At 60.2% G+C, this 20,148-nt stretch carries 16 protein-coding genes; 11 read left to right on the plus strand and 5 right to left on the minus strand.

Translation table 11 applies throughout. The features are described from left to right. Positions 1–128 precede the first annotated feature (128 nt). Both F3J08_RS06295 and msrA read left to right on the plus strand, forming a co-directional pair. Positions 129–2,012, plus strand: a complete 1,884-nt coding sequence (locus F3J08_RS06295; RefSeq protein ID WP_240149200.1) for a CocE/NonD family hydrolase — start codon at positions 129–131, stop codon at positions 2,010–2,012. A gap of 7 nt (positions 2,013–2,019) precedes the next feature. Continuing rightward, positions 2,020–2,565: a peptide-methionine (S)-S-oxide reductase MsrA gene (gene msrA, locus F3J08_RS06300; RefSeq protein WP_166928836.1), complete on the plus strand. Its 546-nt coding sequence runs from the start codon at positions 2,020–2,022 to the stop codon at positions 2,563–2,565. 126 nt (positions 2,566–2,691) lie between these two features. On the opposite strand, the gene F3J08_RS06305 is transcribed toward msrA, so the two are convergent. Genes F3J08_RS06305 through F3J08_RS06325 form a run of 5 tightly spaced genes read right to left on the minus strand, consistent with a single transcriptional unit; the run spans position 2,692 to position 8,240 of the window. Beyond that, entirely contained in the window at positions 2,692–4,029 is a 1,338-nt protein-coding gene (locus tag F3J08_RS06305; protein ID WP_370458676.1) for a nitrate/sulfonate/bicarbonate ABC transporter ATP-binding protein, read from the minus strand. Then, positions 4,026–5,741 carry an ABC transporter permease subunit gene (locus tag F3J08_RS06310; RefSeq protein WP_166928837.1) on the minus strand — a complete coding sequence of 572 codons (1,716 nt, stop codon included), beginning with the start codon at positions 5,739–5,741 and terminating at the stop codon, positions 4,026–4,028. Before F3J08_RS06310 ends, F3J08_RS06305 begins: the two co-directional genes overlap by 4 nt. 36 nt (positions 5,742–5,777) lie before the next feature. Beyond that, positions 5,778–6,239 carry a dUTP diphosphatase gene (dut, locus tag F3J08_RS06315; RefSeq protein WP_166928838.1) on the minus strand — a complete coding sequence of 154 codons (462 nt, stop codon included), beginning with the start codon at positions 6,237–6,239 and terminating at the stop codon, positions 5,778–5,780. Positions 6,240–6,245: 6 nt separating this feature from the next. After that, positions 6,246–7,448 carry a bifunctional phosphopantothenoylcysteine decarboxylase/phosphopantothenate--cysteine ligase CoaBC gene (gene coaBC, locus F3J08_RS06320; RefSeq protein WP_166928839.1) on the minus strand — a complete coding sequence of 401 codons (1,203 nt, stop codon included), beginning with the start codon at positions 7,446–7,448 and terminating at the stop codon, positions 6,246–6,248. A gap of 6 nt (positions 7,449–7,454) precedes the next feature. Beyond that, positions 7,455–8,240 (minus strand): class I SAM-dependent methyltransferase, encoded by a 786-nt coding sequence (locus F3J08_RS06325; protein ID WP_122049509.1) that lies wholly within the window; start codon positions 8,238–8,240, stop codon positions 7,455–7,457. 30 nt (positions 8,241–8,270) lie between these two features. Here F3J08_RS06325 and mutM point away from each other — a divergent pair, with 30 nt between their 5' ends. From mutM to F3J08_RS06370, 9 genes are all read left to right on the plus strand, one after another. Then, positions 8,271–9,140 (plus strand): bifunctional DNA-formamidopyrimidine glycosylase/DNA-(apurinic or apyrimidinic site) lyase, encoded by an 870-nt coding sequence (gene mutM / locus F3J08_RS06330; RefSeq protein ID WP_166928840.1) that lies wholly within the window; start codon positions 8,271–8,273, stop codon positions 9,138–9,140. Positions 9,141–9,275: 135 nt separating this feature from the next. Next, positions 9,276–9,545, plus strand: coding sequence for a 30S ribosomal protein S20 (rpsT, locus tag F3J08_RS06335; RefSeq protein WP_023977402.1), 270 nt, complete (start codon positions 9,276–9,278; stop codon positions 9,543–9,545). 249 nt (positions 9,546–9,794) lie between these two features. Then, a complete protein-coding gene (dnaA, locus tag F3J08_RS06340; RefSeq protein ID WP_166928841.1) occupies positions 9,795–11,240 on the plus strand; it encodes a chromosomal replication initiator protein DnaA in 1,446 nt (481 codons plus the stop codon). Between the two features lie 70 nt (positions 11,241–11,310). After that, the gene (gene dnaN / locus F3J08_RS06345) at positions 11,311–12,435 is read left to right on the plus strand and encodes a DNA polymerase III subunit beta (protein WP_023977400.1); all 1,125 of its coding nucleotides are present in this window, start codon (positions 11,311–11,313) and stop codon (positions 12,433–12,435) included. Positions 12,436–12,455: 20 nt separating this feature from the next. Continuing rightward, entirely contained in the window at positions 12,456–13,562 is a 1,107-nt protein-coding gene (gene recF / locus F3J08_RS06350) for a DNA replication/repair protein RecF (protein ID WP_166928842.1), read from the plus strand. A gap of 422 nt (positions 13,563–13,984) precedes the next feature. Further along, the gene (locus F3J08_RS06355; RefSeq protein ID WP_166928843.1) at positions 13,985–15,133 is read left to right on the plus strand and encodes a hypothetical protein; all 1,149 of its coding nucleotides are present in this window, start codon (positions 13,985–13,987) and stop codon (positions 15,131–15,133) included. 252 nt (positions 15,134–15,385) lie between these two features. Continuing rightward, entirely contained in the window at positions 15,386–16,894 is a 1,509-nt protein-coding gene (guaB, locus tag F3J08_RS06360; RefSeq protein ID WP_051395765.1) for an IMP dehydrogenase, read from the plus strand. 23 nt (positions 16,895–16,917) lie between these two features. Continuing rightward, on the plus strand, positions 16,918–18,210 hold the full coding sequence (locus F3J08_RS06365) for an RsmB/NOP family class I SAM-dependent RNA methyltransferase (protein ID WP_122049513.1): 1,293 nt from the start codon (positions 16,918–16,920) through the stop codon (positions 18,208–18,210). Positions 18,211–18,261: 51 nt separating this feature from the next. Further along, on the plus strand, positions 18,262–20,115 hold the full coding sequence (locus F3J08_RS06370) for a sodium:proton antiporter (protein WP_166928844.1): 1,854 nt from the start codon (positions 18,262–18,264) through the stop codon (positions 20,113–20,115). Positions 20,116–20,148: the final 33 nt, after the last annotated feature.

The following is a 20,148-nucleotide window of genomic DNA, read 5'->3' on the forward strand; positions in this document are numbered from 1 at the left end:
GCAAGGGGAAGTCTGTTCAATCATCGCGCCGCTTGTCATTGAACCAGAGGAAAAACCGCGTGCGCGTTGGCCATTTGACCCGATCCCTGCTTCTTGTGACCTCCTGTCTGCTAGGGGCCTCGCAAGCCCTGGCCCAGGGAGGAAACGGTCTTCCTGTCACGCCTGATATGGTGCAGCGCGGCTCGGATATTCCTGCCCATGTCCAGATGCCAGAGACGGCGCGCGACTATATCAAGCAGGATGTCATGATCCCGATGCGTGACGGTGTGAAGCTTCACACGGTTATCGTCATTCCGAAAGCAGCCAGGGACCATGAAGCCCCGATCCTGCTGACGCGCACGCCCTATCATGCTTCCGAGCGCGCTGATCGTGTCTCGGGCGCTGCCGAAATGCGCAACGTGCTGCCACAGGGTGACGGCGTCTTTGTCGATGGCGGCTATATCCGCGTCTTTCAGGACGTGCGCGGCAAATATGGATCGGAGGGCGACTATGTCATGACGCGCCCGCCCATCGGCCCGCTCAACCCCAGCAAGACCGACGACACCACCGATGCGTGGGACACGATCGACTGGCTGATCAAGAACGTGAAGCAGAGCAATGGCCGTGTGGGCATGACCGGGTCATCCTATGAAGGATGGACCGTGGTAATGGCGCTCCTCAACCCCCATCCGGCGCTCAAGGTGGCTGCCCCTGAAAGCCCCATGGTCGATGGCTGGATGGGTGATGACTGGTTCCATTACGGCGCTTTCCGTCAGGGCAGCTTCGACTACTTCACCATGCAGATGACAAAGAAGGGCGAGAGCGACGGCATCCCCCGCCAGAATGCCGATGACTATACGAACTTCCTCGAAGCCGGGTCGGCAGGCGCTTTTGCGACCAAGGCGGGGCTCGACCAGTTTCCTTGGTGGCAGCGTACCAAGGCTCATCCGGCCTATGACGCCTTCTGGCAGGATCAGGCGCTCGACAAGCTTCTGGCAAAGCACCCTCTCACCGTACCGACCATCTGGGAGCAGGGGCTTTGGGACCAAGAGGACATGTGGGGCGCCATCCATAGCTGGATGATGCTGCGCAAGGACCACCCCAAGGTGCCGAATATCCTCGTCATGGGGCCGTGGCGCCATAGCGGTGTGAATTACGATGGCTCGACACTCGGCCCGCTGCATTTCAACGGCGATACGGCGCTCTGGTATCGCAGCCATGTGATGCGTCCGTTCTTTGACCAGTATCTCAAGCCCGGCAGTGCCAAGGTCAATTTTGATGACGCCATCATCTATAATACGGGTGATAACCGCTGGGATCACCTGCGCGGCTGGTTGGGAAATTGCGGTGAGAGCTGCGCAGGTACGGGTGAGCGCCTCTATCTGGGCGAGGCAAACGGGTTGAGCTTCGAGCGTGCCAAGCCCGGTACCGACAGCTATGTGTCCGATCCATCCCACCCGGTGCCATTCATGACGCGGCCGTACAGCTTTGCCGATGGCGCGCGCTGGAAGCCTTGGCTGGTCAGCGATCAGCGTTTTGCGGAATCCCGCCCCGATGTGTTGACCTATCAGACGCCGGTTCTGGATCATCCGGTGCGTGTATCAGGCGTGCCGACAGCGGATCTGTTCGCTGCAACAACAGGGACGGATGCCGACTGGGTGGTGAAGGTGATCGATGTCTATCCCGGCGTCACGGCGGATCGTCCCGAGATGGGCGGTTACGAGCTGGCGGTCTCCATGGATATCTTCCGTGGTCGCTACCGTCACGATTTTGCGCATCCCGAGGCGATCCCTGCGAACAAGGTCGAGGAATACAAGTTCACCCTGCCTGCGGTGAACCATGTCTTTCTGCCGGGCCATCGTATCATGGTGCAGATCCAGTCGAGCTGGTTCCCCCTTTACGATCGCAACCCCCAAACCTATGTCTCGAACATCTTCGATGCCAAGGCGGCAGACTACAAGACTGCAACGCAGACCATCTCTCACGGTGGGGCTCAGGCCAGCAGCATCTATCTTCCAGTTGTAAACCAGTGAGGCGCGCATGAGCGAGGCAGTTGTGGAAAAAGCCCTGATCGGGGGCGGGTGCTTCTGGTGCACCGAAGCGATCTTCACCGGGTTGCGCGGGGTCAAGTCCGCTCAGCCCGGCTATGCCGGCGGCCGACGCGAGAACCCGAGTTACGAGCAGGTGTGCTCAGGCGCGACAGGCCATGCGGAAGTGGTGGAGGTCGTGTTCGATCCGCAGGAAATCAGCTATGGCGACATCCTGCGCGTATTTTACACCACTCACGATCCGACCCAGCTCAACCGTCAGGGCAATGACATCGGAACGCAGTATCGCTCGGTCATTTTTGCGCTGGATGAGGCACAGGACGCCATTGCCCGCGAGGTTACGCAGGAAATCGAGGCTTCAGGAGTCTGGCCAGATCCGATCGTGACCGAAATTGCCGGCCCCGCTGTGTTCTGGGAAGCCGAGGAAAAGCATCACGACTACTTCGCGCGCAATCCCGAGACAGCTTATTGCAGCGCTGTGGTTGCCCCGAAGGTCGCGAAAGCCCGCAAGATGTATCGCGATCGCCTGAAGGCCTGATCAGGGTCATCTGTGTTAACCGGTCCGCGTATCATGGCGGGCCGGGCCGGCGCCTTGTACTGCGGGCCTCAAGCGGTAAGTCGTCACGGCGCCGGATGTCGCTGAAACCAACCAGATTTTGGTCGTTCAGTACCCGGTGGCCTCCCGATCAAGCATGAACTGATCGGCTTCCTCGTCAAAATCGAACAACTCGGTGTAGCGCGCCCAGTTGGTGGCTGTCATGAGCGTCTGCTCGGCGTAGCCCGGCGACATGGTGGTTTCCAGCTCTTCCCGGAAGCGATCCGCCCCGGTGCGATGCCCGGAGCGCTCATCCAGCACGGCGCGTATCGAACGGATGAGCGGGATATGATGGAGCAGCGCCGCGCGCATGATTTCCCGACGCTCATCCTGATCGGCCAGTACGAAACGGGCGCCCGCCTCGGTGATGAGAATGTCACCATCTTCCAGCTCGGCCAGTTCAAGAAGCTGCAGGGACTCACCAAGCGGAAACAGATCGTCGAGCGCCATCTGAAGGCGCTCGGCTAAGTGGGGCAGATCGGCTCGACCGTTGAGCGGGGCGGCTGCCAGCGATTCGAGCAGGCCGACGAGGACATTGATGGGGATGGGCGGAAGGACCAGCGCCATGGGATGGGGGGGCGGCGCAGCGGTGCCGCTCTCAAGACTGGCTTCCGAGATGAGGGGCGCCCTGCGTGTCATGAGGGTATAGATATGATCGACGAAGTGCCGGAATGCGGCGTCGTCACGGTTGCGCGGATGGGGAAACGGTACCGTCAGCTCATGCGAGACTCGCCCCGGGTTGGATGAAAAAAGCAGGATGCGGTCACACATCAATACGGCTTCTTCCACGTTATGGGTCACGAGCATCATGGCGCGTGTCGGCAGTCTTTTCTCCGACCAGAGCTCGATCAGGTCCGTCCTCAGATTTTCAGCGGTGAGCATGTCGAGCGAGGCAAAAGGCTCATCCATCAGCAGCAGGTCTGGCTGCATGACCAAAGCCCTGGCGAGCCCCACGCGCTGTTGCATGGCCCCGGAAAGCTCCTTGGGCAACGCGTTCTCATAGCCATTGAGGCCGATGAGATCGATCATGTCATCGCAGCGCTGTTCACATTCAAGACGCGGCAGACGCTTGGCTTCGAGCCCAAGCGCGATATTTTGCTGGACGGTAAGCCAGGGAAACAGCGCAAAGGACTGAAAGACCATGGCGATGTCGGGTGTCGGCCCGGTTAGCTTCTGGTTTTTCCAGAGAATCTCTCCAGCGCTGGGCGGGATCAATCCTGAGGCAATACGCAAAAGCGTGGATTTGCCGGAGCCTGAACGCCCGACGAGCCCGACGATTTCACCCGCATGGAGGTCAAAGCTGACATCCTCAAGCACGGGGAGGTCGGTGCTGCTCTCCTTCTGATAAACCTGCAGGCAATTGCGGATCGAGAGCAGGCTTTCCTGCATGACGGGCTCCATGCTCATTTGGCGGGCGGGCTCAGGGATGACGGGATACGGCGGCGGATCTGCAGGCGGATAGGATGCCAGACCATGAATTCGCCCAACGCAATGCACAGGGTGATAACGGCAGCCCCAAGCACGACGCGTGGCAGATCGCCATTCTCGATGGCTCTGGCCACATAAGCCCCGATGCCGCCGCCATCCTCACCATGAAGGGCCCAGGACGAACGTTCGGCAAGGATCAGAATGGTCCATCCCGTCATCGAGGCCGCGCTGACGGCCTCAAGCAGGATGGGGGCGATGCCGGGAAGAATGATCTTGCGCCACCATAGCCAGCCGCGAATCTGCATGTTCTGGGCGGCTTGCAGCAGATCCACCGGAAAGCTCCTCATGCCGCGCAGGATCTGGGCCAGCAAAAGCCACTGGATGAAGAAAAAGCACAGAACAAGCGGCCAGACGAAGCGCGACAACCCAAGCAATGTCAGGCCGAGGCACAGCAGCGGGAACAGGATGTTCTTTGGATAGAGCGCCAGAAAGCGCGTCACCATGCGCGCGATCTCGGCGCGCCGTGCCGTCAGGCCGAGCCAGACACCCAGCGGCAGCCACAGCGCGAGAGCAAGGAGGAGGACGAGCGTCATGCGCAGGGCCGAGACAAGGCTCTGCTCGGCCACGACAACGAGATCATGCAGCCCTAGCGCATGATGGCGGTAGAAAAAGCCCATCACGATCAGCAGGGCAAAAGCGAGCGATGAGAGCCCGATCAGTGGTGAGGCCGTGTGTGTCGCGCCGGAAGGGCGGAAGCCACGACGGCCGATCGGCATATCGCCCAGCCATGCAAGACAGCGCCGCATATGTTCACCGGCGATCTTGAGCAGGCGGGTACGGCGCCAGAGTTTGAGCATCCAGGGATCGGCAATATGCTCAAAAACCGGGCGCAGGCGATAACGATCCGCCCAGATCTGCCAGGGAAAGACAAGGCAGCTATCGTAAAGGAAGGCAAGAACACCGATAAGCCCGGCTGCCAGCAGGCACTCCCAGAACGACCCCAGAGCCGCGGCCTGCGCAGCGTGGGTGCCAAGCCCGGGGCGTGTCGGCAATGTGCCGTTTACCGGCAGCATTTCGGCAGCCATCAGAAGCGACCAGGCCAGCGGCATGGTGCGGGCAAGGGCCGTCACACAATCCGGGATGGCATAAGGGGCTTCGAGCCGCCAGAGACGCTGCCAGCTTGTCAGACCAAGCCCTCTGGCCGCTTCATCGAGCGCGCGGGGAATCGTGCTCCAGGCGCCCAGGGCTGCACTGGCAATAGGGGCAGCGAGGCAAAGCGCGGTGATTCCGATAGCGGAAACCTCGAAGCCGAGAAGATGCAGAAAGGGCAGGAGGCAGAGAAGCGGAACCATATGCATACCGCCCAGCGCGGTGAGCACTGCACCGCGCACAGGCGGGGTCTTCGCTGCGGCAAGGGCGAGACATGCACCCAGCAGGGCGCCGACTACGGTGGCCGCTATCATCCGCAGCGTCGTATGACCCAGATCGCCCAGCAATACCCCGAGCCCGGCCAGAGAGCGGAAATGGGGCGTTGTCATGCTGTGATGCTGGAAGGCCGCCAGCTGCGCGGGAACCAGGCGCGAGACGAGGGCCAGCGCCGCCACCACGACGAGGATACCGACAAGCGATGCTGTCAGTCCTGCCTTACGATCCGGCCCGCGTGTGCCGCGTCGCGCCTGAAATGGCGACATGCTCTCCTTCCTCGCGTCAGAGGCGTATTGGTGATGTCAGGGTGTGCGCAGGATACCTGTGCTGCCAAAACCCCCGGTGCCACGTGCCGTCTCATCCAACTCGGAAACCTCGACCCATGTCAAACGAATGACGGGAGCGAGAACGGCCTGGGCAATGCGCATGCCACGTGTCACGACGAAATCCTCGCGGCTAGTGTTCAGGATGATCACCCCGATCTCGCCACGATAATCCTCGTCGATCGTACCGGGTGTGTTGGGCAGCGTAATGCCATGCTTTAGCGCAAGACCTGATCGCGGGCGTATCTGCAGCTCATAGCCAGCGGGCAGGCCGATCCTGAGACCTGTCGGCACGAGGGCGCGTTCCCCGGCGCGGATAATCATATCCGAGTCGATGGCGGCCAGCAGATCCATGCCCGCAGCCCCGCTGCTGGCATAATGGGGGAGGTCGAGCCCCTCGGCATGAGGAAGCCTGACGAGTTCAACGGGAAGCGGAGACATGAAACCTTACCTTGAGGCAGAGGAAAAATGGTCGGCGATCAGAGCGGCGAGTTTCGCTGCGACATCGCGCTTGGTCATTTCGGGCCAGTAATCGGGCGCGGCATTGGAAAGGAACAGGATCCTGTTGCGATCCCCGCCGAAGATACTGTGATCCGCACCAACATCATTGGCCAGCAGCCAGTCGCAGTTTTTGCGCGCCCGTTTGCTGATGGCATTGTGTTCGAGGTGCTCTGTTTCGGCGGCGAAGCCAATAACAAGTTCCGGGCGTTCCGGTCTGGTCTCCGAGAGTGTCGCCAGTATGTCCGGGTTTTCGACAAGGGCGAGTGTCTGGGGCTGGCCGGGTATTTTTTTGCGCTTTTGCGTGGCGATGTCTTCCATGCGCCAGTCGCCCACCGCAGCCGCGCAGATTGCGACATCGGCTGGCAGGGCGGCTTCGCAAGTCGCCAGCATTTCGCGTGCTGTTTGCACATCGATGCGTGTCACAGAGGCGGGGCAGGTCAGGTTTGTGGGCCCGCTGACGAGCGTGACCCGCGCACCAAGCCGCGCACAGGCCTCTGCCACGGCGTAGCCCTGCTTGCCCGATGAGTGATTGGCGATGAACCGTACGGGATCGATCGGCTCATGGGTCGGCCCCGCCGTGACGAGCACATGACGGCCGGTGAGCGGCGTATGGGGAAACAATGCGGCCTCGATCGCCGCGTGAATGGTCTCCGGCGTGCTCAGTCGACCAGGACCAAACTCGCCACAGGCCATCTCGCCGTCGTCCGGCCCGACGAAGAAGCAGCCATGCTGACGCAAGGTGGCTAGATTATGCTGTGTGGCCGGATGTTGCCACATGCGCACATTCATCGCCGGGGCGACCAGCACCGGGGTATCGGTGGCAAGCAGTAGTGTCGTGGCGAGATCATCCGCCAGACCGTTCGCCATGCGGGCCAGCATATTGGCGGTTGCAGGACAGACGACAATCAGATCGGCGCTGCGGGATAGCGCGATGTGATCCATCTGGCTGTCCTCGGCCAGGGAAAGCAGCTCGGTATGCACCGGCGCCCCCGAGAGAGTCTGCACAGCGAGCGGCGTTACGAAATGCGTGGCCGATTGCGTCAATACGCACTCGACCGCGATGTCGCTCCGGCGCAGCAGCCGGATCAGTTCCAGTGATTTATAGGCAGCAATACCACCGCCAATGATCAGGATGACCCGGGCGCGCATGGAAAATCAGAGCTTCCAACCGGAATGGATGGCTGCGATACCGCCAGAGAGATTCTGGTAACTGACTTTTTCAAGGCCCGCATTGCGCATCATCTCGGCAAGCACCTCCTGCTCGGGGAAGGTGCGGATGCTTTCCGCCAGATACTGATAGCTCTCGGAGTCCTTGGCGATGATCTGACCCATCTTGGGCAGAACGCCAAACGACCAGGCATCATAGATCGGGGCCAGAGCCGCCACCTGCACATGGGAGAATTCGAGGCAGCAGAACTTGCCACCCGGACGCAGGACGCGACGGGCCTCGCGCAGGACAGCATCCTTGTCGGTGCAGTTGCGCAGCCCGAAAGCGATCGAAACACGATCGACGCTGCGATCGGGCAGGGGAATGGCCTCGGCATCGACAACCGAGAACTCGATATCCGTCAGATATCCCTTGCTGGCAGCGCGTGACCGTCCAACCTCGAGCATCGAGGCGTTGATGTCCGTCAGCAGGACAGGGCCGCCATTGCTACGCAGCCAGCCAAAGCTGATATCGCCGGTCCCTCCGGCCAGATCGAGCAGCTTCAGATCCCGGCGCGGTGCGAGCGTGTTGATGAAAATGCGCTTCCACACGCGGTGGATACCAAGCGACATCACATCGTTCATGACGTCATAGCGACCCGCCACGCTGTCGAACACGGCGCGCACCAGAGGTTTCTTCTCAGCCCGCGGGACAGAGCGATAGCCGAAATCGGTGGTTTCGTCCCTGTCGGCGTGAGCTGATTCGGGAGGGGGAAATGATGCGTTGTCGGTCATGTCTCTCTGGATATAGTGTCGGCACCCAAGATGCCAGAGCTACCAGAAGTTGAAACCATCCTGAATGGATTAAGATCGGCGCTTGCCGGTCGCCGTATCATCAGCACCGAGGTGCGTCACGATCTGCGCTGGCCGGTGCCCGATGATCTTTCGATCCGGGCGGATGGCAAGAAGATCCGTGATGCAGTGCGCTTGGGCAAATACATGCTGATTACCCTCATGCGTGGGCCGACCCTGCTGATACACCTTGGCATGAGCGGGAGGATAAGGATCACGCCCGGATCAGCCAAAGGCAGGGCCTATCAGCCCCAGCGTCATGAACATGTCACGCTGATGCTCGATAACGGGACACATATCGGCCTTGTCGACCCAAGGCGTTTCGGTTGCTTTCTGCTGGCCGATGCAGGGCGGGAGCGCGAGCATCCCCTGCTGCGACAGCTTGGCGCTGATCCGCTTCAACCCGGCTTTGATGCTGCCTATCTTCATGAAAAGCTTCATCGCAAGCGCGCGCCCATCAAGACCGCCTTGCTCGACCAGCATGTCGTCGCCGGGCTTGGCAATATATATGTATGTGAGATCCTGTATCGCGCGGGGATTCATCCCGAACGTCTGGCCTCGTCTCTGGATGAAACGCAGATTGCCCGTATTGCAGAGATCACCCCCGCCGTGCTGCTTGAGGCGATCGGCGCAGGGGGATCCACCTTACGCGATTATGTGGATGCCGAAGGCAAAAAGGGGGCGTTTCAGGATCTGCATCAGGTTTATGGCCGCGAAGGGGAGCCCTGTCCCGAATGTCCGGGCTTTCCGGCATGCGGGGGAATCCGTCGTCTGGTGCAGGCAGGGCGGTCAAGCTTCTATTGTCCGCGGCGTCAGCTGCCACTTTCTTTAGAGGACGCTTGACTGGCAGCGTGAAACTGGACTAAAGGCGAGCCCTCCGCTGGCTCTGCGTCTCTTTTAGAGATGATTGGCCGGTATGCTTTATTGTCGTTGCAAGACGACCTAACAAGCCGAACAGAACAGGGCTGAAGAGTAGAAATGGCTAACACCGCCTCTGCGCGCAAGCGCATCCGTCAGAACGAGCGTCGCCGTGAGCGTAACGTTTCCCGCATGTCCCGCGTCCGTACCTTCGTGAAGAAGGTCGAGAGCGCCATCCTTTCAGGTGATAAGGCTGCAGCAAACGACGCTCTGCGTGCTGCCCAGCCGGAAATGCAGCGCGCTGTTGGCAAGGGCGTTCTCGCTGCCAACACCGTCAGCCGCAAGCTGTCGCGCCTTTCGGCTCGCATCAAGGCTCTGGCTTCGGCCTGATCAGATAACAGGGTAGTGCCTCTTCTGAGGCGCTCCCCGGTCTGAGCCTACAGAAAGAACGGGTGTGGTCACGCGACCATATCCGTTCTTTTTTTTCGCCGGTCGTCCCGCTTTATGACATCCGGTTAAGCTTGCCTGTCGCGCGCTGTTTGCCCTATTCTGTCCGCCCTTTAGCCGGGGATCAGGAAGGTCATGCCTCATTGCACGTGATGGCTCCTGTCGTGTCTTTTGTTACAACTCGGGGGAGTGATGGCAGACGAAGGGTCTCATACGGATCTTCCTGCAGTGACGGAAACGGTTTCCTGCACCAGTGGAACCGATCCTGTCCTTGCTTCCCAATGGGTCAAGGTACGCGAAAGACTGCGCGTCGAGGTGGGTGACGTTGAGTACCGCACCTGGCTGCAACAGATTGTGCTTGGCCCGCTGGAAGAGGATGAAATAACCCTCTTTCTGCCAACGCGCTTTCTGCGTGACTGGGTGCGTGGCCAGTATGGCGACCGCCTGCAGGAGCTATGGCGTAACGAGAACCGCGCTGTTCACCACGTTGAGCTTCAGGTCCAGCGCGTTGGCGATGGGCTCGCAACGCCGGTAGCCGTCGAGGCTGCGGCCCCAGTGGTCGAGATCGAGGCCCCGGCGGCTCCGGCTGCCGCTGTGCAGGACGCGCGACACGATCTGGCAGCGCCACTCGATCCGCGCTTTACGTTCGACAGCTTCGTTGTGGGCAAGCCCAACGAGTTTGCCTATGCCTGTGCCCGCCGTGTGGCTGAAAAGCCATCCAGCCCCGGGTTCAACCCGCTTTTTCTCTATGGCGGTGTCGGTCTGGGCAAGACGCACCTGATGCACGCCATTGGTTCGGAACTGACGAGCGGTGGGCGTGTCTCAGTCGCCTATATGTCGGCCGAGAAATTCATGTACCGCTTCATTGCGGCCATTCGCTCGCAATCGACGATGGAATTCAAGGAGCAGCTGCGCTCGGTCGATGTACTCATGATCGATGATCTGCAGTTCCTGATCGGCAAGGACAATACGCAGGAAGAGTTCTTCCATACGTTCAATGCCCTGGTCGATGCGGGACGTCAGATTGTGGTCAGTGCCGATAAGTCGCCCTCCGATCTGTCGGGGCTGGAGGATCGCCTGCGTACCCGTCTCGGTTGCGGTATGGTGGCCGATATCCACGCGACAACGTTCGAGTTGCGTATCTCCATTCTGGAAGCAAAAGCGCTTGCCTCGGGAGTTGCCGTCCCTGCCAAGGTGCTCGAATTCCTGGCCCACAAGATCACCTCGAACGTGCGTGAGCTTGAGGGGGCCCTCAATCGCCTGATTGCCCACGCCAATCTTTTTGGCCGCCCTGTCACGCTGGAAAGCACGCAGGACGTGCTTCATGACATTCTCAAGGCGCATGACCGTCGTGTGACCATTGAGGAGATCCAGCGCAAGGTGTCGGAGCACTGGAATATCCGCCTGACCGATATGTCGTCGGCCCGTCGCGCACGCGCCGTGGCAAGACCGCGTCAGGTCGCCATGTTTCTTGCCAAGCAGCTTACCAGCCGCTCCCTGCCGGAAATCGGCCGTAAATTCGGCAACCGTGACCATACCACGGTCATGCATGCTGTCTCACGCGTGCAGGAACTGATGGAGCGTGATGTTGCCTTTGCAGAAGACGTGGAATTGCTGCGTCGTATGCTTGAGGGCTGATCTTTGCCGCGGCAAGCGGCTCTGCTAGACTGTTTTTTTGTTTTTCGGGTGTTCGAGGGTCTACGATCATATGAAATTCCAGGCTGACCGCACAACGCTGATCCGTGCCCTTGCCCATATCCAGAGCGTTGCGGAAAAGCGCAACACGATCCCCATCCTGGCCAATGTCATGCTCTCCATCGAGGGCAATCTCCTACGTCTGACCGCTACCGACATGGAAATTGCGGTCGTCGAGGAAGTGGCTGCCGAAGGCGCCCGTGACGGTGCAGTGACCGCCCCGGCCAGTGTCCTTTACGAGATCGTGCGCAAGCTGCCGGACGGCTCGGTGGTCGAACTTGATCACGGTGGCGGTGACGCCCCGCTGGCGCTGCGCGCCGGACGTTATGCCACCAGCCTGAATGTGCTTCCCGTTGAGGATTTTCCCTCAATGGTTGCCGGTGATCTGCCCTGCGAATTCTCCATTCCGGCTGCGGTGCTGCGTGGGCTGGTTGATCGTACCCGCTTCGCTATCTCGACCGAAGAAACGCGCTATTATCTCAACGGCATCTATTTCCATGTCGCGAAGGATGGCGAGACGAGCAAGCTGCGTGCTGTCGCAACGGATGGCCATCGTCTGGCCCGCGTCGAGACCGATCTGCCTGCCGGGGCAGCCGATATGCCGGGCGTCATTATTCCGCGCAAGACCGTGGCCGAACTCCGAAAGCTTCTCGATGAGGGCGCTGGCACGGTGCAGGTCAGCCTGTCCGATACCCGCATCCAGTTTCGTGTCGGCGCTGTGATGCTGACCTCGAAGCTGATTGACGGAACGTTCCCGGAATACGAGCGCGTCATTCCCAAAAACAATGACCGTTTCCTGAAGGTGAACAAGCAGGCCTTTGCAGACGCTGTGGCTCGTGTCGCGGCGATCAGTCAGGAGCGCTCTCGCCCGGTCAAGCTTGCCGTGCAGACCAACCTGCTGACCCTTTCCGCCATCAGCCCTGACCAGGGCATGGCCAAGGAAGAGCTGGACGAGACAAGCGTGTCCTATGATGGCCCGACGCTGGAGATCGGCTTTCAGGCGCGTTATCTCAACGACATCACAGACCAGATCGACGTCGAGGCCGAGTTTGCCTTCGCCGACAGTGCGGCACCGACCCTCGTGCGCGACACCAACCTGCCGACAGCGCTTTACGTGCTGATGCCCATGCGCGTCTGATTCGGGAGCGGGCCGCCTTCTTGCGTATCAACAGGCTCGTTCTCACGAATTTTCGCAATTACGAGCGTCTGGTCTGGACGCCGCAAAGCCGCCTCGTTGTGCTCACGGGTGAGAACGGGGCGGGTAAGACCAATCTGCTTGAGGCGCTCTCGCTTCTTGCCCCAGGGCGTGGATTGAGGGCAGCTTCCAACGCTCAGATCCAGCGCCAGGATGGTGGCCCATGGGGCGTTGTGGCCCGCCTGAATGATGTGGCGGGTGAGGGCATGGACCTCGCCACCGGTACCGACCCGGCTAATCCGGTCAGACGTGTTTTCCGCCTAAATAACGAGGTGATCCGCAATCAGGGGCAGATTGCGCCCTACTGCGCAGTCACGTGGTTGACCCCACAGATGGACCGCCTGTTCAGCGACCCGGCTTCCGGGAGACGACGGTTCTTCGACCGCCTTGTTCTGGCGCTCGATCCCAATCATGCGCGCGAGAGCGCAGCGCATGAGCGTGCCGTAACCCAACGCAACCGGCTTCTCGCGACTCGTCCGGATCAGAAGAGCTGGCTGGATGCTCTCGAGGACAGTATCGCGCGCCACGCGGTGGCGCTGACCGCATCTCGCATGGCGCTGGCGGAAGCGATGAACGCGACAGCGCTGACAGATGACACGGGGTTCCCAGTCGCACGTGTGGGGCTGGATTGCGAGATCGCGGCTGAACTGCATCGCAGGCCGGCGCTCGTGGTTGAGGAAGGCCTGCGGGGAAAGCTGAATGCAGCCCGAAGCGAAGATGCACAGCGCAGCACGACAAGTGTCGGCGCGCACAAGACCGATTTCGGCCTTCAGGATGCCGCCAGTGGTCGATCGGCAGCCCTGTCCAGCAGTGGTCAGCAAAAGGCCATGCTGGTTCATGTCATTCTCAACCATGCCGGTTTGATAGCATCTCGGACGGGCCGGGCCCCGTTTATCCTGCTCGATGAGCCCCTCAATCATCTTGATTTACGGCGGCGGGAGGCTTTGCTGGATTATCTGCGTGAGCGGGACTTCGAGGTCTTTCTGACCGGGACGGACCGTGAGCAGTTTGCCGCGCTGGGTTCGGAAGTTGATTATCGCGGCGTGGCTGAAGGCCGGTTTACCGCCTGACTGGGCACCTGTTTTGTCACAGAATTGTAACAGTGAGTCGCTGTCACGCGCCAGAGCGGCGTAAATTTGCAAATCAAGATATGAGTAACTGTAACAGAAGTGATGAGTCCTAACGTTGATTAAAGTGGTGCTTTATATTTCCAAAGAGGAAGATACTTATATATATGGAAAAATATAATACCATCGGATTTTTGGAACTACAAAAACAAAAACCATATAATAAATAATAAAAATACTACATGTTCAGTAAAATAATAATTGAAGTTTTTGAGATATACTCCACTTGTGTAGACTATAGCATTGTAATTTTGCCGTGATTGCCACAATCTGGTCAATTCGAGAATTACATTGTTACTCATTGTTATAAATTTTTGACGTATGAAAGGCGGGTATTGTAAGAACCAGAGGAGTTGAGGCCCCGGATGAAAATAGCGTTCCTTTACGTGGCTGAGCCCTATCAATGCTATCACGTAGCCGCTGTTTCCTCTGCCCTGTCCCAGCTTCCCAATGTCGAGGTGACGGAATTCGTCAGCTTCCCCGAGACCGCGCAGCATCTCGACTGTATACGTGAGACGAACCAACTCGGTGGTCATATTGTTCGCGGCACTCTCAGGGTGCCCGCACGAGCCTCGCTGCTACGCCGTCTACGCCGTCTCGATTCTGAACGCGAAGTCGTCATGCGCGCCAATGTCGCCCAGCTGGAAGCTTTCGATGCCGTTGTCGCGACAGAATACTCGGCAGGCTTACTGCGTGAAATGGGGCTTGAGCGACCCGCTCTGATCCTGATCCAGCATGGTGCGGGCGATCGTGAGGTCAATGACGAGCACCTTATCCGCCAGTTTGATCTCTCTCTTGTTTCCGGACCTAAAATCGCTGAGGCGTTTCTCGCCAAGAAGCTTGCGACGGCAGCACAGACCCGCATCATCGGCTACCCAAAATTCGATGCGGTCAATGGTGATCGGATCGTTCGCGGCTCGGAAAGCAGCGCGAGACCACTGGCCCTCTACAATCCCCATTACAAAAAGGGACTTTCGTCCTATCGGGATTATCTCGCGCCGCTTGCTGAGGCCGTCAATCGTCTCGACCGATACGACCTGCTTGTTGCACCCCATGTGAAGATTTTTCACAAGGATTTTGGGCGGCGGCGCCGGCAGTTTGAGAAAGTTGTGGGAGGAAGGGTGCGGCTCGATACAGCTTCTTCCTCAATGCTCGATATGACCCACACCGCGCGGGCGTCACTCTATATCGGTGATGTCAGCTCCCAGGTTTACGAGTTCCTGATCACCCCGCGACCCTGTGTTTTTCTCAACCCCCATGGGGTGGCGTGGCGGAACAATCCCCATTTTCGTCACTGGACACTGGGGGACGTGGTGGAGCGCCCGGAAGACATCTATCAGGCACTGGCACAGGCGGAATCGCGTCATGCGCTCTACAAGGCGCGTCAGGAACGCGTCATACAGGAGACTTTTGGCTCGCAGCCCCGACGCGGCGCCTCTTTCCGAGCTGCACAGACGATCCGGGACTTTCTTCGTGGCGAGGCTTCGCCGGTAGGTGCCATCGCGGCCGCCTGAACCTGGCCCGGCGCATGACTATGGATCAACCATGCTGAATCCGGGCTGGTGCGCCGTCGATCGAGCTGCCGGCATGCTGTGTCGTCGATGGCAAACAGGTTAAATTTGCAAAGGCTCACGCATTCTCCTGTTTTCAACACGGACCGCTTTGGTCTAAGAGGACGCGCCAACGGTGGGAAAGCCGCGGGCTTTCCTGATTGATATGCGGGGAGGCTGCGGCACATGACCACGACCAATGAAACACCGACCGGAATGGCTGGCGAACGGGTTGGTGACTTTGCTTCGCGCAGCGTGTCTCATGACCGCATCCGCGAAGCCCTCGCTTTCGATGACGTGCTGGTTGAGCCTGCCGCTTCGGACGTGCTGCCTGCCCAGGCTTCCACACGCACCCGCCTCACGCGGTCGATCGAACTGAATATTCCGCTTCTGTCCTCGGCCATGGATACCGTGACCGAGGATGCGATGGCCATTGCCATGGCGCAGCAGGGCGGCATGGGCGTGATCCACAAGAACCTGTCCGTCGAGGAGCAGGCGGAGCATGTGCGCCGCGTCAAGCGCTTCGAATCCGGCATGGTTGTAAACCCTGTCACGGTCGGGCCTGAACAGACCCTGCGCGATGTGCATGCCATCATGGCCCAGCATGGCATCAGCGGTCTGCCGGTTGTGCTGCCGGGCAGTGGTGAGCTCGTCGGTATTCTTACCAATCGCGACATGCGTTTCACGAGTGATCTGAACACGCCCGTGCGTGACATGATGACGCGCGAGAATCTGGTGACCGTCCGTCACGGGGCTGACGCCGCGGTGGCTCAGGATCTGCTGCACCGCCATCGCATCGAAAAGCTGCTGGTGGTGGATGACCAGAACCGCTGCATCGGTCTGATCACGGTCAAGGATATGGACAAGGCCGAGGCTCATCCCCTCGCAATCAAGGATCAGTTTGGCCGCCTGCGTTGCGCCGCCGCAATTGGTGTCGGCGCCGACGGGCTGGCCCGTGCCGAAGCGCTGGTCTCGGCTGGCGTGGATATCGTGATTGTTGATACCGCGCATGGTCATTCGCGCGGCGTGCTCGACACGGTGGCCACCCTGAAATCCCGCCATGCCGGTATCCAGGTCATTGCTGGCAATGTCGCCACCCCGGAGGCTGCCCTTGCTCTGGCCAATGTCGGCGCCGATTGCGTCAAGGTCGGTATCGGTCCTGGCTCGATCTGCACCACGCGCGTTGTGGCTGGTGTAGGTGTGCCGCAGTTCTCAGCCGTCATGGAAACGTCAGCCGCCTGCCACGAAGCCGGTATCTTCGCTATTGCCGATGGTGGCATCCGCACCTCGGGCGATATCGTCAAGGCCATTGGTGCCGGGGCGGATGTGGTTATGATCGGTTCGCTGCTGGCCGGTTGTGAGGAAAGCCCAGGCGAGGTGTTCCTGCATCAGGGACGCTCCTACAAGGCGTATCGTGGCATGGGCTCGCTGGGGGCCATGGCGCGTGGGTCGGCCGATCGCTATTTCCAGGCCGAGGTCAAGGACTCGCTCAAGCTTGTGCCGGAAGGGATCGAGGGTCAGGTGCCTTACAAGGGCAGCATGGCGGCCGTGGTGCATCAGCTCGTGGGTGGCCTGAAGGCGGGCATGGGCTATACCGGCTCGGCTACCGTGGCCGATCTGCAGGTGCGTACGCGGTTCCGGCGCATCACCAATGCTGGCCTGCGCGAAAGCCACGTCCATGATGTGACCATCACGCGTGAAGCACCTAACTATCGCCAGGACTGACAAAAGCTTGTAAGCGCGGGAGCATGACTCCCGCCGCCAGACTTTCTGCTGCCATCGATCTGCTTTGCGCCATCGAGGCTGCCCCCCGCCGTCCTGCCGATGCAACGGCCAATAACTATTTCCGCGAACGCCGCTACATTGGTGGCGGTGATCGCCGGGTCATCTCAGCCCGCATATGGGACGTGCTGCGACAGTGGCGCCGCCTGCACTGGCATCTGCGCGACATCCCCGGTGGCCCGTCACCCCGCACGCTCTGCGCGGCGTCGCTCATTCTCGGCGGTGAGGAAATCGGCACCGTGCGCAACCTGTTCAACGGTGAGCGCTTTGCCCAGTCACACCTGACATCACGTGAGGATGCCGCCTTGGCTGCCCTCGGCGGGCGGGAGCTCAATCACCCCGATATGCCCCAGCCAGTGCGTCTGGAATATCCTGACTGGCTTCAGCCCTATCTCGAGCGCGCTTTCGGCGAGACGCTGGAGGCGGAAATGGCTGCGCTCGACAATGCGGCCCCGCTCGATCTGCGCGTGAACCTGCTCAAGGGACATCGCGACGAGGCCATCCGGGCGCTCAGAAACGAGCAGATCCAGGCGTCACCCACACCGCTTTCTCCCTGGGGACTTCGCCTGCCGGGGCGCCAGAACGTGACCGCCACGCAGAGCTTCCGTGAAGGCATTATCGAAATACAGGATGAGGGAAGCCAACTCATCGTCGGAACGCTCAACGCGAAGCCGGGCGAGCGCGTTGTCGATTTCTGTGCAGGCGCGGGTGGCAAAACGCTCGCCATCGCCATGGGCATGGAGAACAAGGGCCAGATCGTAGCTTGTGACGTATCGGCACCCCGGCTTGAGGGCGCGGTCAAGCGTCTGCGTCGTGCGGGCGTCCATAATGTCGAACGTCATCTGCTGACCAGCGGCGATAAATGGGTCAAGCGCCGTGCCGGCGCCTTTGATCGTGTGCTGGTGGATGCCCCCTGTTCGGGCACAGGGACCTGGCGTCGCAACCCTGATGCCCGGATCCGGCTCGTGGAGCAGGATATCATCGAATTGCAGGCCAAGCAGGCCGATATTCTTGATCGCGCCTCGACACTGGTCAAACCCGGCGGGCGTCTGGTCTATGCAACCTGCTCGCTGCTGGCCGAGGAAAACGAAGCGCAGGTTGCCGCGTTTCTGGCGCGCAATGACCAGTTCGAGCGTGTCGCTGCGGGGGGTGACATGCTTCCCGAAAAGCTGCGCGGTGAATCCGGTTTTGCCCTGACCCCCTTGCGCGACGAGACGGACGGCTTCTTTGCTGCCGTGCTTCAGCGCAGGGCCGGCTAGGGTTTTCCAGATCGTCTCATTATACGACCGGGCAGGGGTGAACGGGTTATCATGGCGCTAGCAATGTTTGTCGGGCTGCTTCTGACACTGGGGGCCGGGATCGGGGCTCAGTGGGTGGCATGGAAGTTTCGTCTTCCCGCCATCGTGCTCCTTTTTGCCCTTGGCCTCATTTTCGGGCCGGGGCTTGGGATACTTCATCCTTCGGCGGCTCTCGGATGGATTTTCCGTCCGCTGGTGTCCCTCCTGGTTGCCATCATCGTGTTCGAAGGCGGCTTGCTCCTCGACTTCCGCCAGCTGCGCGAGGCAGGCGAGGGGGTGACGCGCCTGACCATGCTGGCCCTGCCTATTTCCTGGGTTCTGGGCTGGACGGCAGCGCATTACATTGCGCATATGGAATGGGGAGTGGCGGCGCTGTTTGGTGCCATCATTACCGTCACCGGCCCGACAGTTGTGCTGCCACTGCTGCGGCATAACAAGCTGCAACCCCGTGTCGCCGCCTTTTTGCGCTGGGAAGCCATCATCAATGACCCGATTGGCGCCATTTTGGCTGCTGTCGTGCTTCAGGTGGTGGCGACACGCGTGCCGATTGGCACGGATGTCTTTCTCACCACGGTTCTACCCGATCTTCTGGCCTCGACAGCGGAATCCCTCGCTGTCGGTATCCTGCCAGCCTATCTGGTGCGTTATCTGTTTGTGCGCGACCTCATGCCAGAGCCGCTCAAGACGCCTCTGCTGCTCACGCTGGCGCTGTTGATCTTCAGCATCTGCAATATGAGCATGGAGGGCGCAGGCCTTGTGGGCGCGACCGTCTTTGGTATGGCGCTCACCAATCTGCATGTTCCCGGCCTGTCCGAGCTGCGACGCATGAAGGAATCCCTGGTGGTTCTGGTGGTGGCCGTGCTGTTCATCATGCTGACCGCGGACCTGCATCGCGAGGTGCTCGCGCATCTGTCCCTGCCAATCTGCCTGCTGACCGCAGCTGTCATGTTCGGCGTGCGGCCGCTTGCCATTTTCCTTTCCACCATCGGGACGGGGCTCAAATGGCAGGAGAGGCTGTTTGTCGCCTGGATCGCGCCGCGCGGTATTGTGGCCGCCGCTGTGGCTGGTGCTGCGGGGTATCGTATGACCGATGCCGGGTATCACAGTGCTGATCTGATCATGCCCGCCGTGTTCGCCATTATCGGCGGGACCATGATTTTTCATGGTTTTTCGCTTCGGCCGATCGCCCGTTATCTCAAGCTCACGCTCTCCAATGAACCGGCTCTGGCTATCGTGGGGGCTTCGCCCTGGTCGATCGATCTGGCGAAATGCCTGAGCAAGAACGGTATTCCGATCCTTCTGGTCGATAATCGCTCCAATACGCTTATCCCCGCCATGCGTCAGGGAGTGCCGGTTCTGCGCGCAGAGCTGCTCTCACAGTATGGCGAAGAGGCTTTGGAGGAGCGCCCGGCGGATTATCTGATCTCGACCACGGCCGATGCCATTTATAACGGGCTGGTTTGTGCTCATATGGCGCCCCATATGGGACGTCAGCGCGTGTTCCAGATCAGCCCCGGCGTGGCGCGCCTCGATTTCTATCACGGCCTCTCACGTGACGCCCGAGGCAAGCTGCTGGGTGATCCCTCATGGAACTTCACCCTGATCGACATGCTGTTTGACAAGGGGTGGCGGTTCGCAACGGCGATGGCCGACGAGGCGAGCGCGGCTAGCTTCGGCGCCGTCTCGAACCGTCTCGATTTCCTGTCGATACGTCGCGGCCAGTCCATCACGATACGCTCGGCGGAAGATGAGTTCCCCGTCAGTCCCGCCATTGGTGACATGCTGGTCTTCATGACACCCCCTGCACCGCCTGCCGAGGCGGAGCCCCTTGCCGCGCCAGTCGAAGGGACGCCGCTACCCGCATGACGTTTCGGCCCTGTGATAAGCAGGGCCGAAACG

The organism is Asaia sp. As-1742 (assembly GCF_011753235.1).
Lineage (GTDB): Bacteria > Pseudomonadota > Alphaproteobacteria > Acetobacterales > Acetobacteraceae > Asaia > Asaia bogorensis_B.

Coding starts and splice junctions, on each gene's coding strand:
- F3J08_RS06325 (WP_122049509.1), bottom strand. CDS start 8,240: ATGACCGACAACGCATCATTTCCCCCTCCCGAATCAGCTCACGCCGAC.
- dut (WP_166928838.1), bottom strand. CDS start 6,239: ATGTCTCCGCTTCCCGTTGAACTCGTCAGGCTTCCTCATGCCGAGGGG.
- coaBC (WP_166928839.1), bottom strand. CDS start 7,448: ATGCGCGCCCGGGTCATCCTGATCATTGGCGGTGGTATTGCTGCCTAT.
- dnaN (WP_023977400.1), top strand. CDS start 11,311: ATGAAATTCCAGGCTGACCGCACAACGCTGATCCGTGCCCTTGCCCAT.
- F3J08_RS06365 (WP_122049513.1), top strand. CDS start 16,918: ATGACTCCCGCCGCCAGACTTTCTGCTGCCATCGATCTGCTTTGCGCC.
- F3J08_RS06310 (WP_166928837.1), bottom strand. CDS start 5,741: ATGTCGCCATTTCAGGCGCGACGCGGCACACGCGGGCCGGATCGTAAG.
- rpsT (WP_023977402.1), top strand. CDS start 9,276: ATGGCTAACACCGCCTCTGCGCGCAAGCGCATCCGTCAGAACGAGCGT.
- F3J08_RS06370 (WP_166928844.1), top strand. CDS start 18,262: ATGGCGCTAGCAATGTTTGTCGGGCTGCTTCTGACACTGGGGGCCGGG.
- guaB (WP_051395765.1), top strand. CDS start 15,386: ATGGCTGGCGAACGGGTTGGTGACTTTGCTTCGCGCAGCGTGTCTCAT.
- F3J08_RS06305 (WP_370458676.1), bottom strand. CDS start 4,029: ATGAGCATGGAGCCCGTCATGCAGGAAAGCCTGCTCTCGATCCGCAAT.
- msrA (WP_166928836.1), top strand. CDS start 2,020: ATGAGCGAGGCAGTTGTGGAAAAAGCCCTGATCGGGGGCGGGTGCTTC.
- dnaA (WP_166928841.1), top strand. CDS start 9,795: ATGGCAGACGAAGGGTCTCATACGGATCTTCCTGCAGTGACGGAAACG.
- mutM (WP_166928840.1), top strand. CDS start 8,271: ATGCCAGAGCTACCAGAAGTTGAAACCATCCTGAATGGATTAAGATCG.
- F3J08_RS06355 (WP_166928843.1), top strand. CDS start 13,985: ATGAAAATAGCGTTCCTTTACGTGGCTGAGCCCTATCAATGCTATCAC.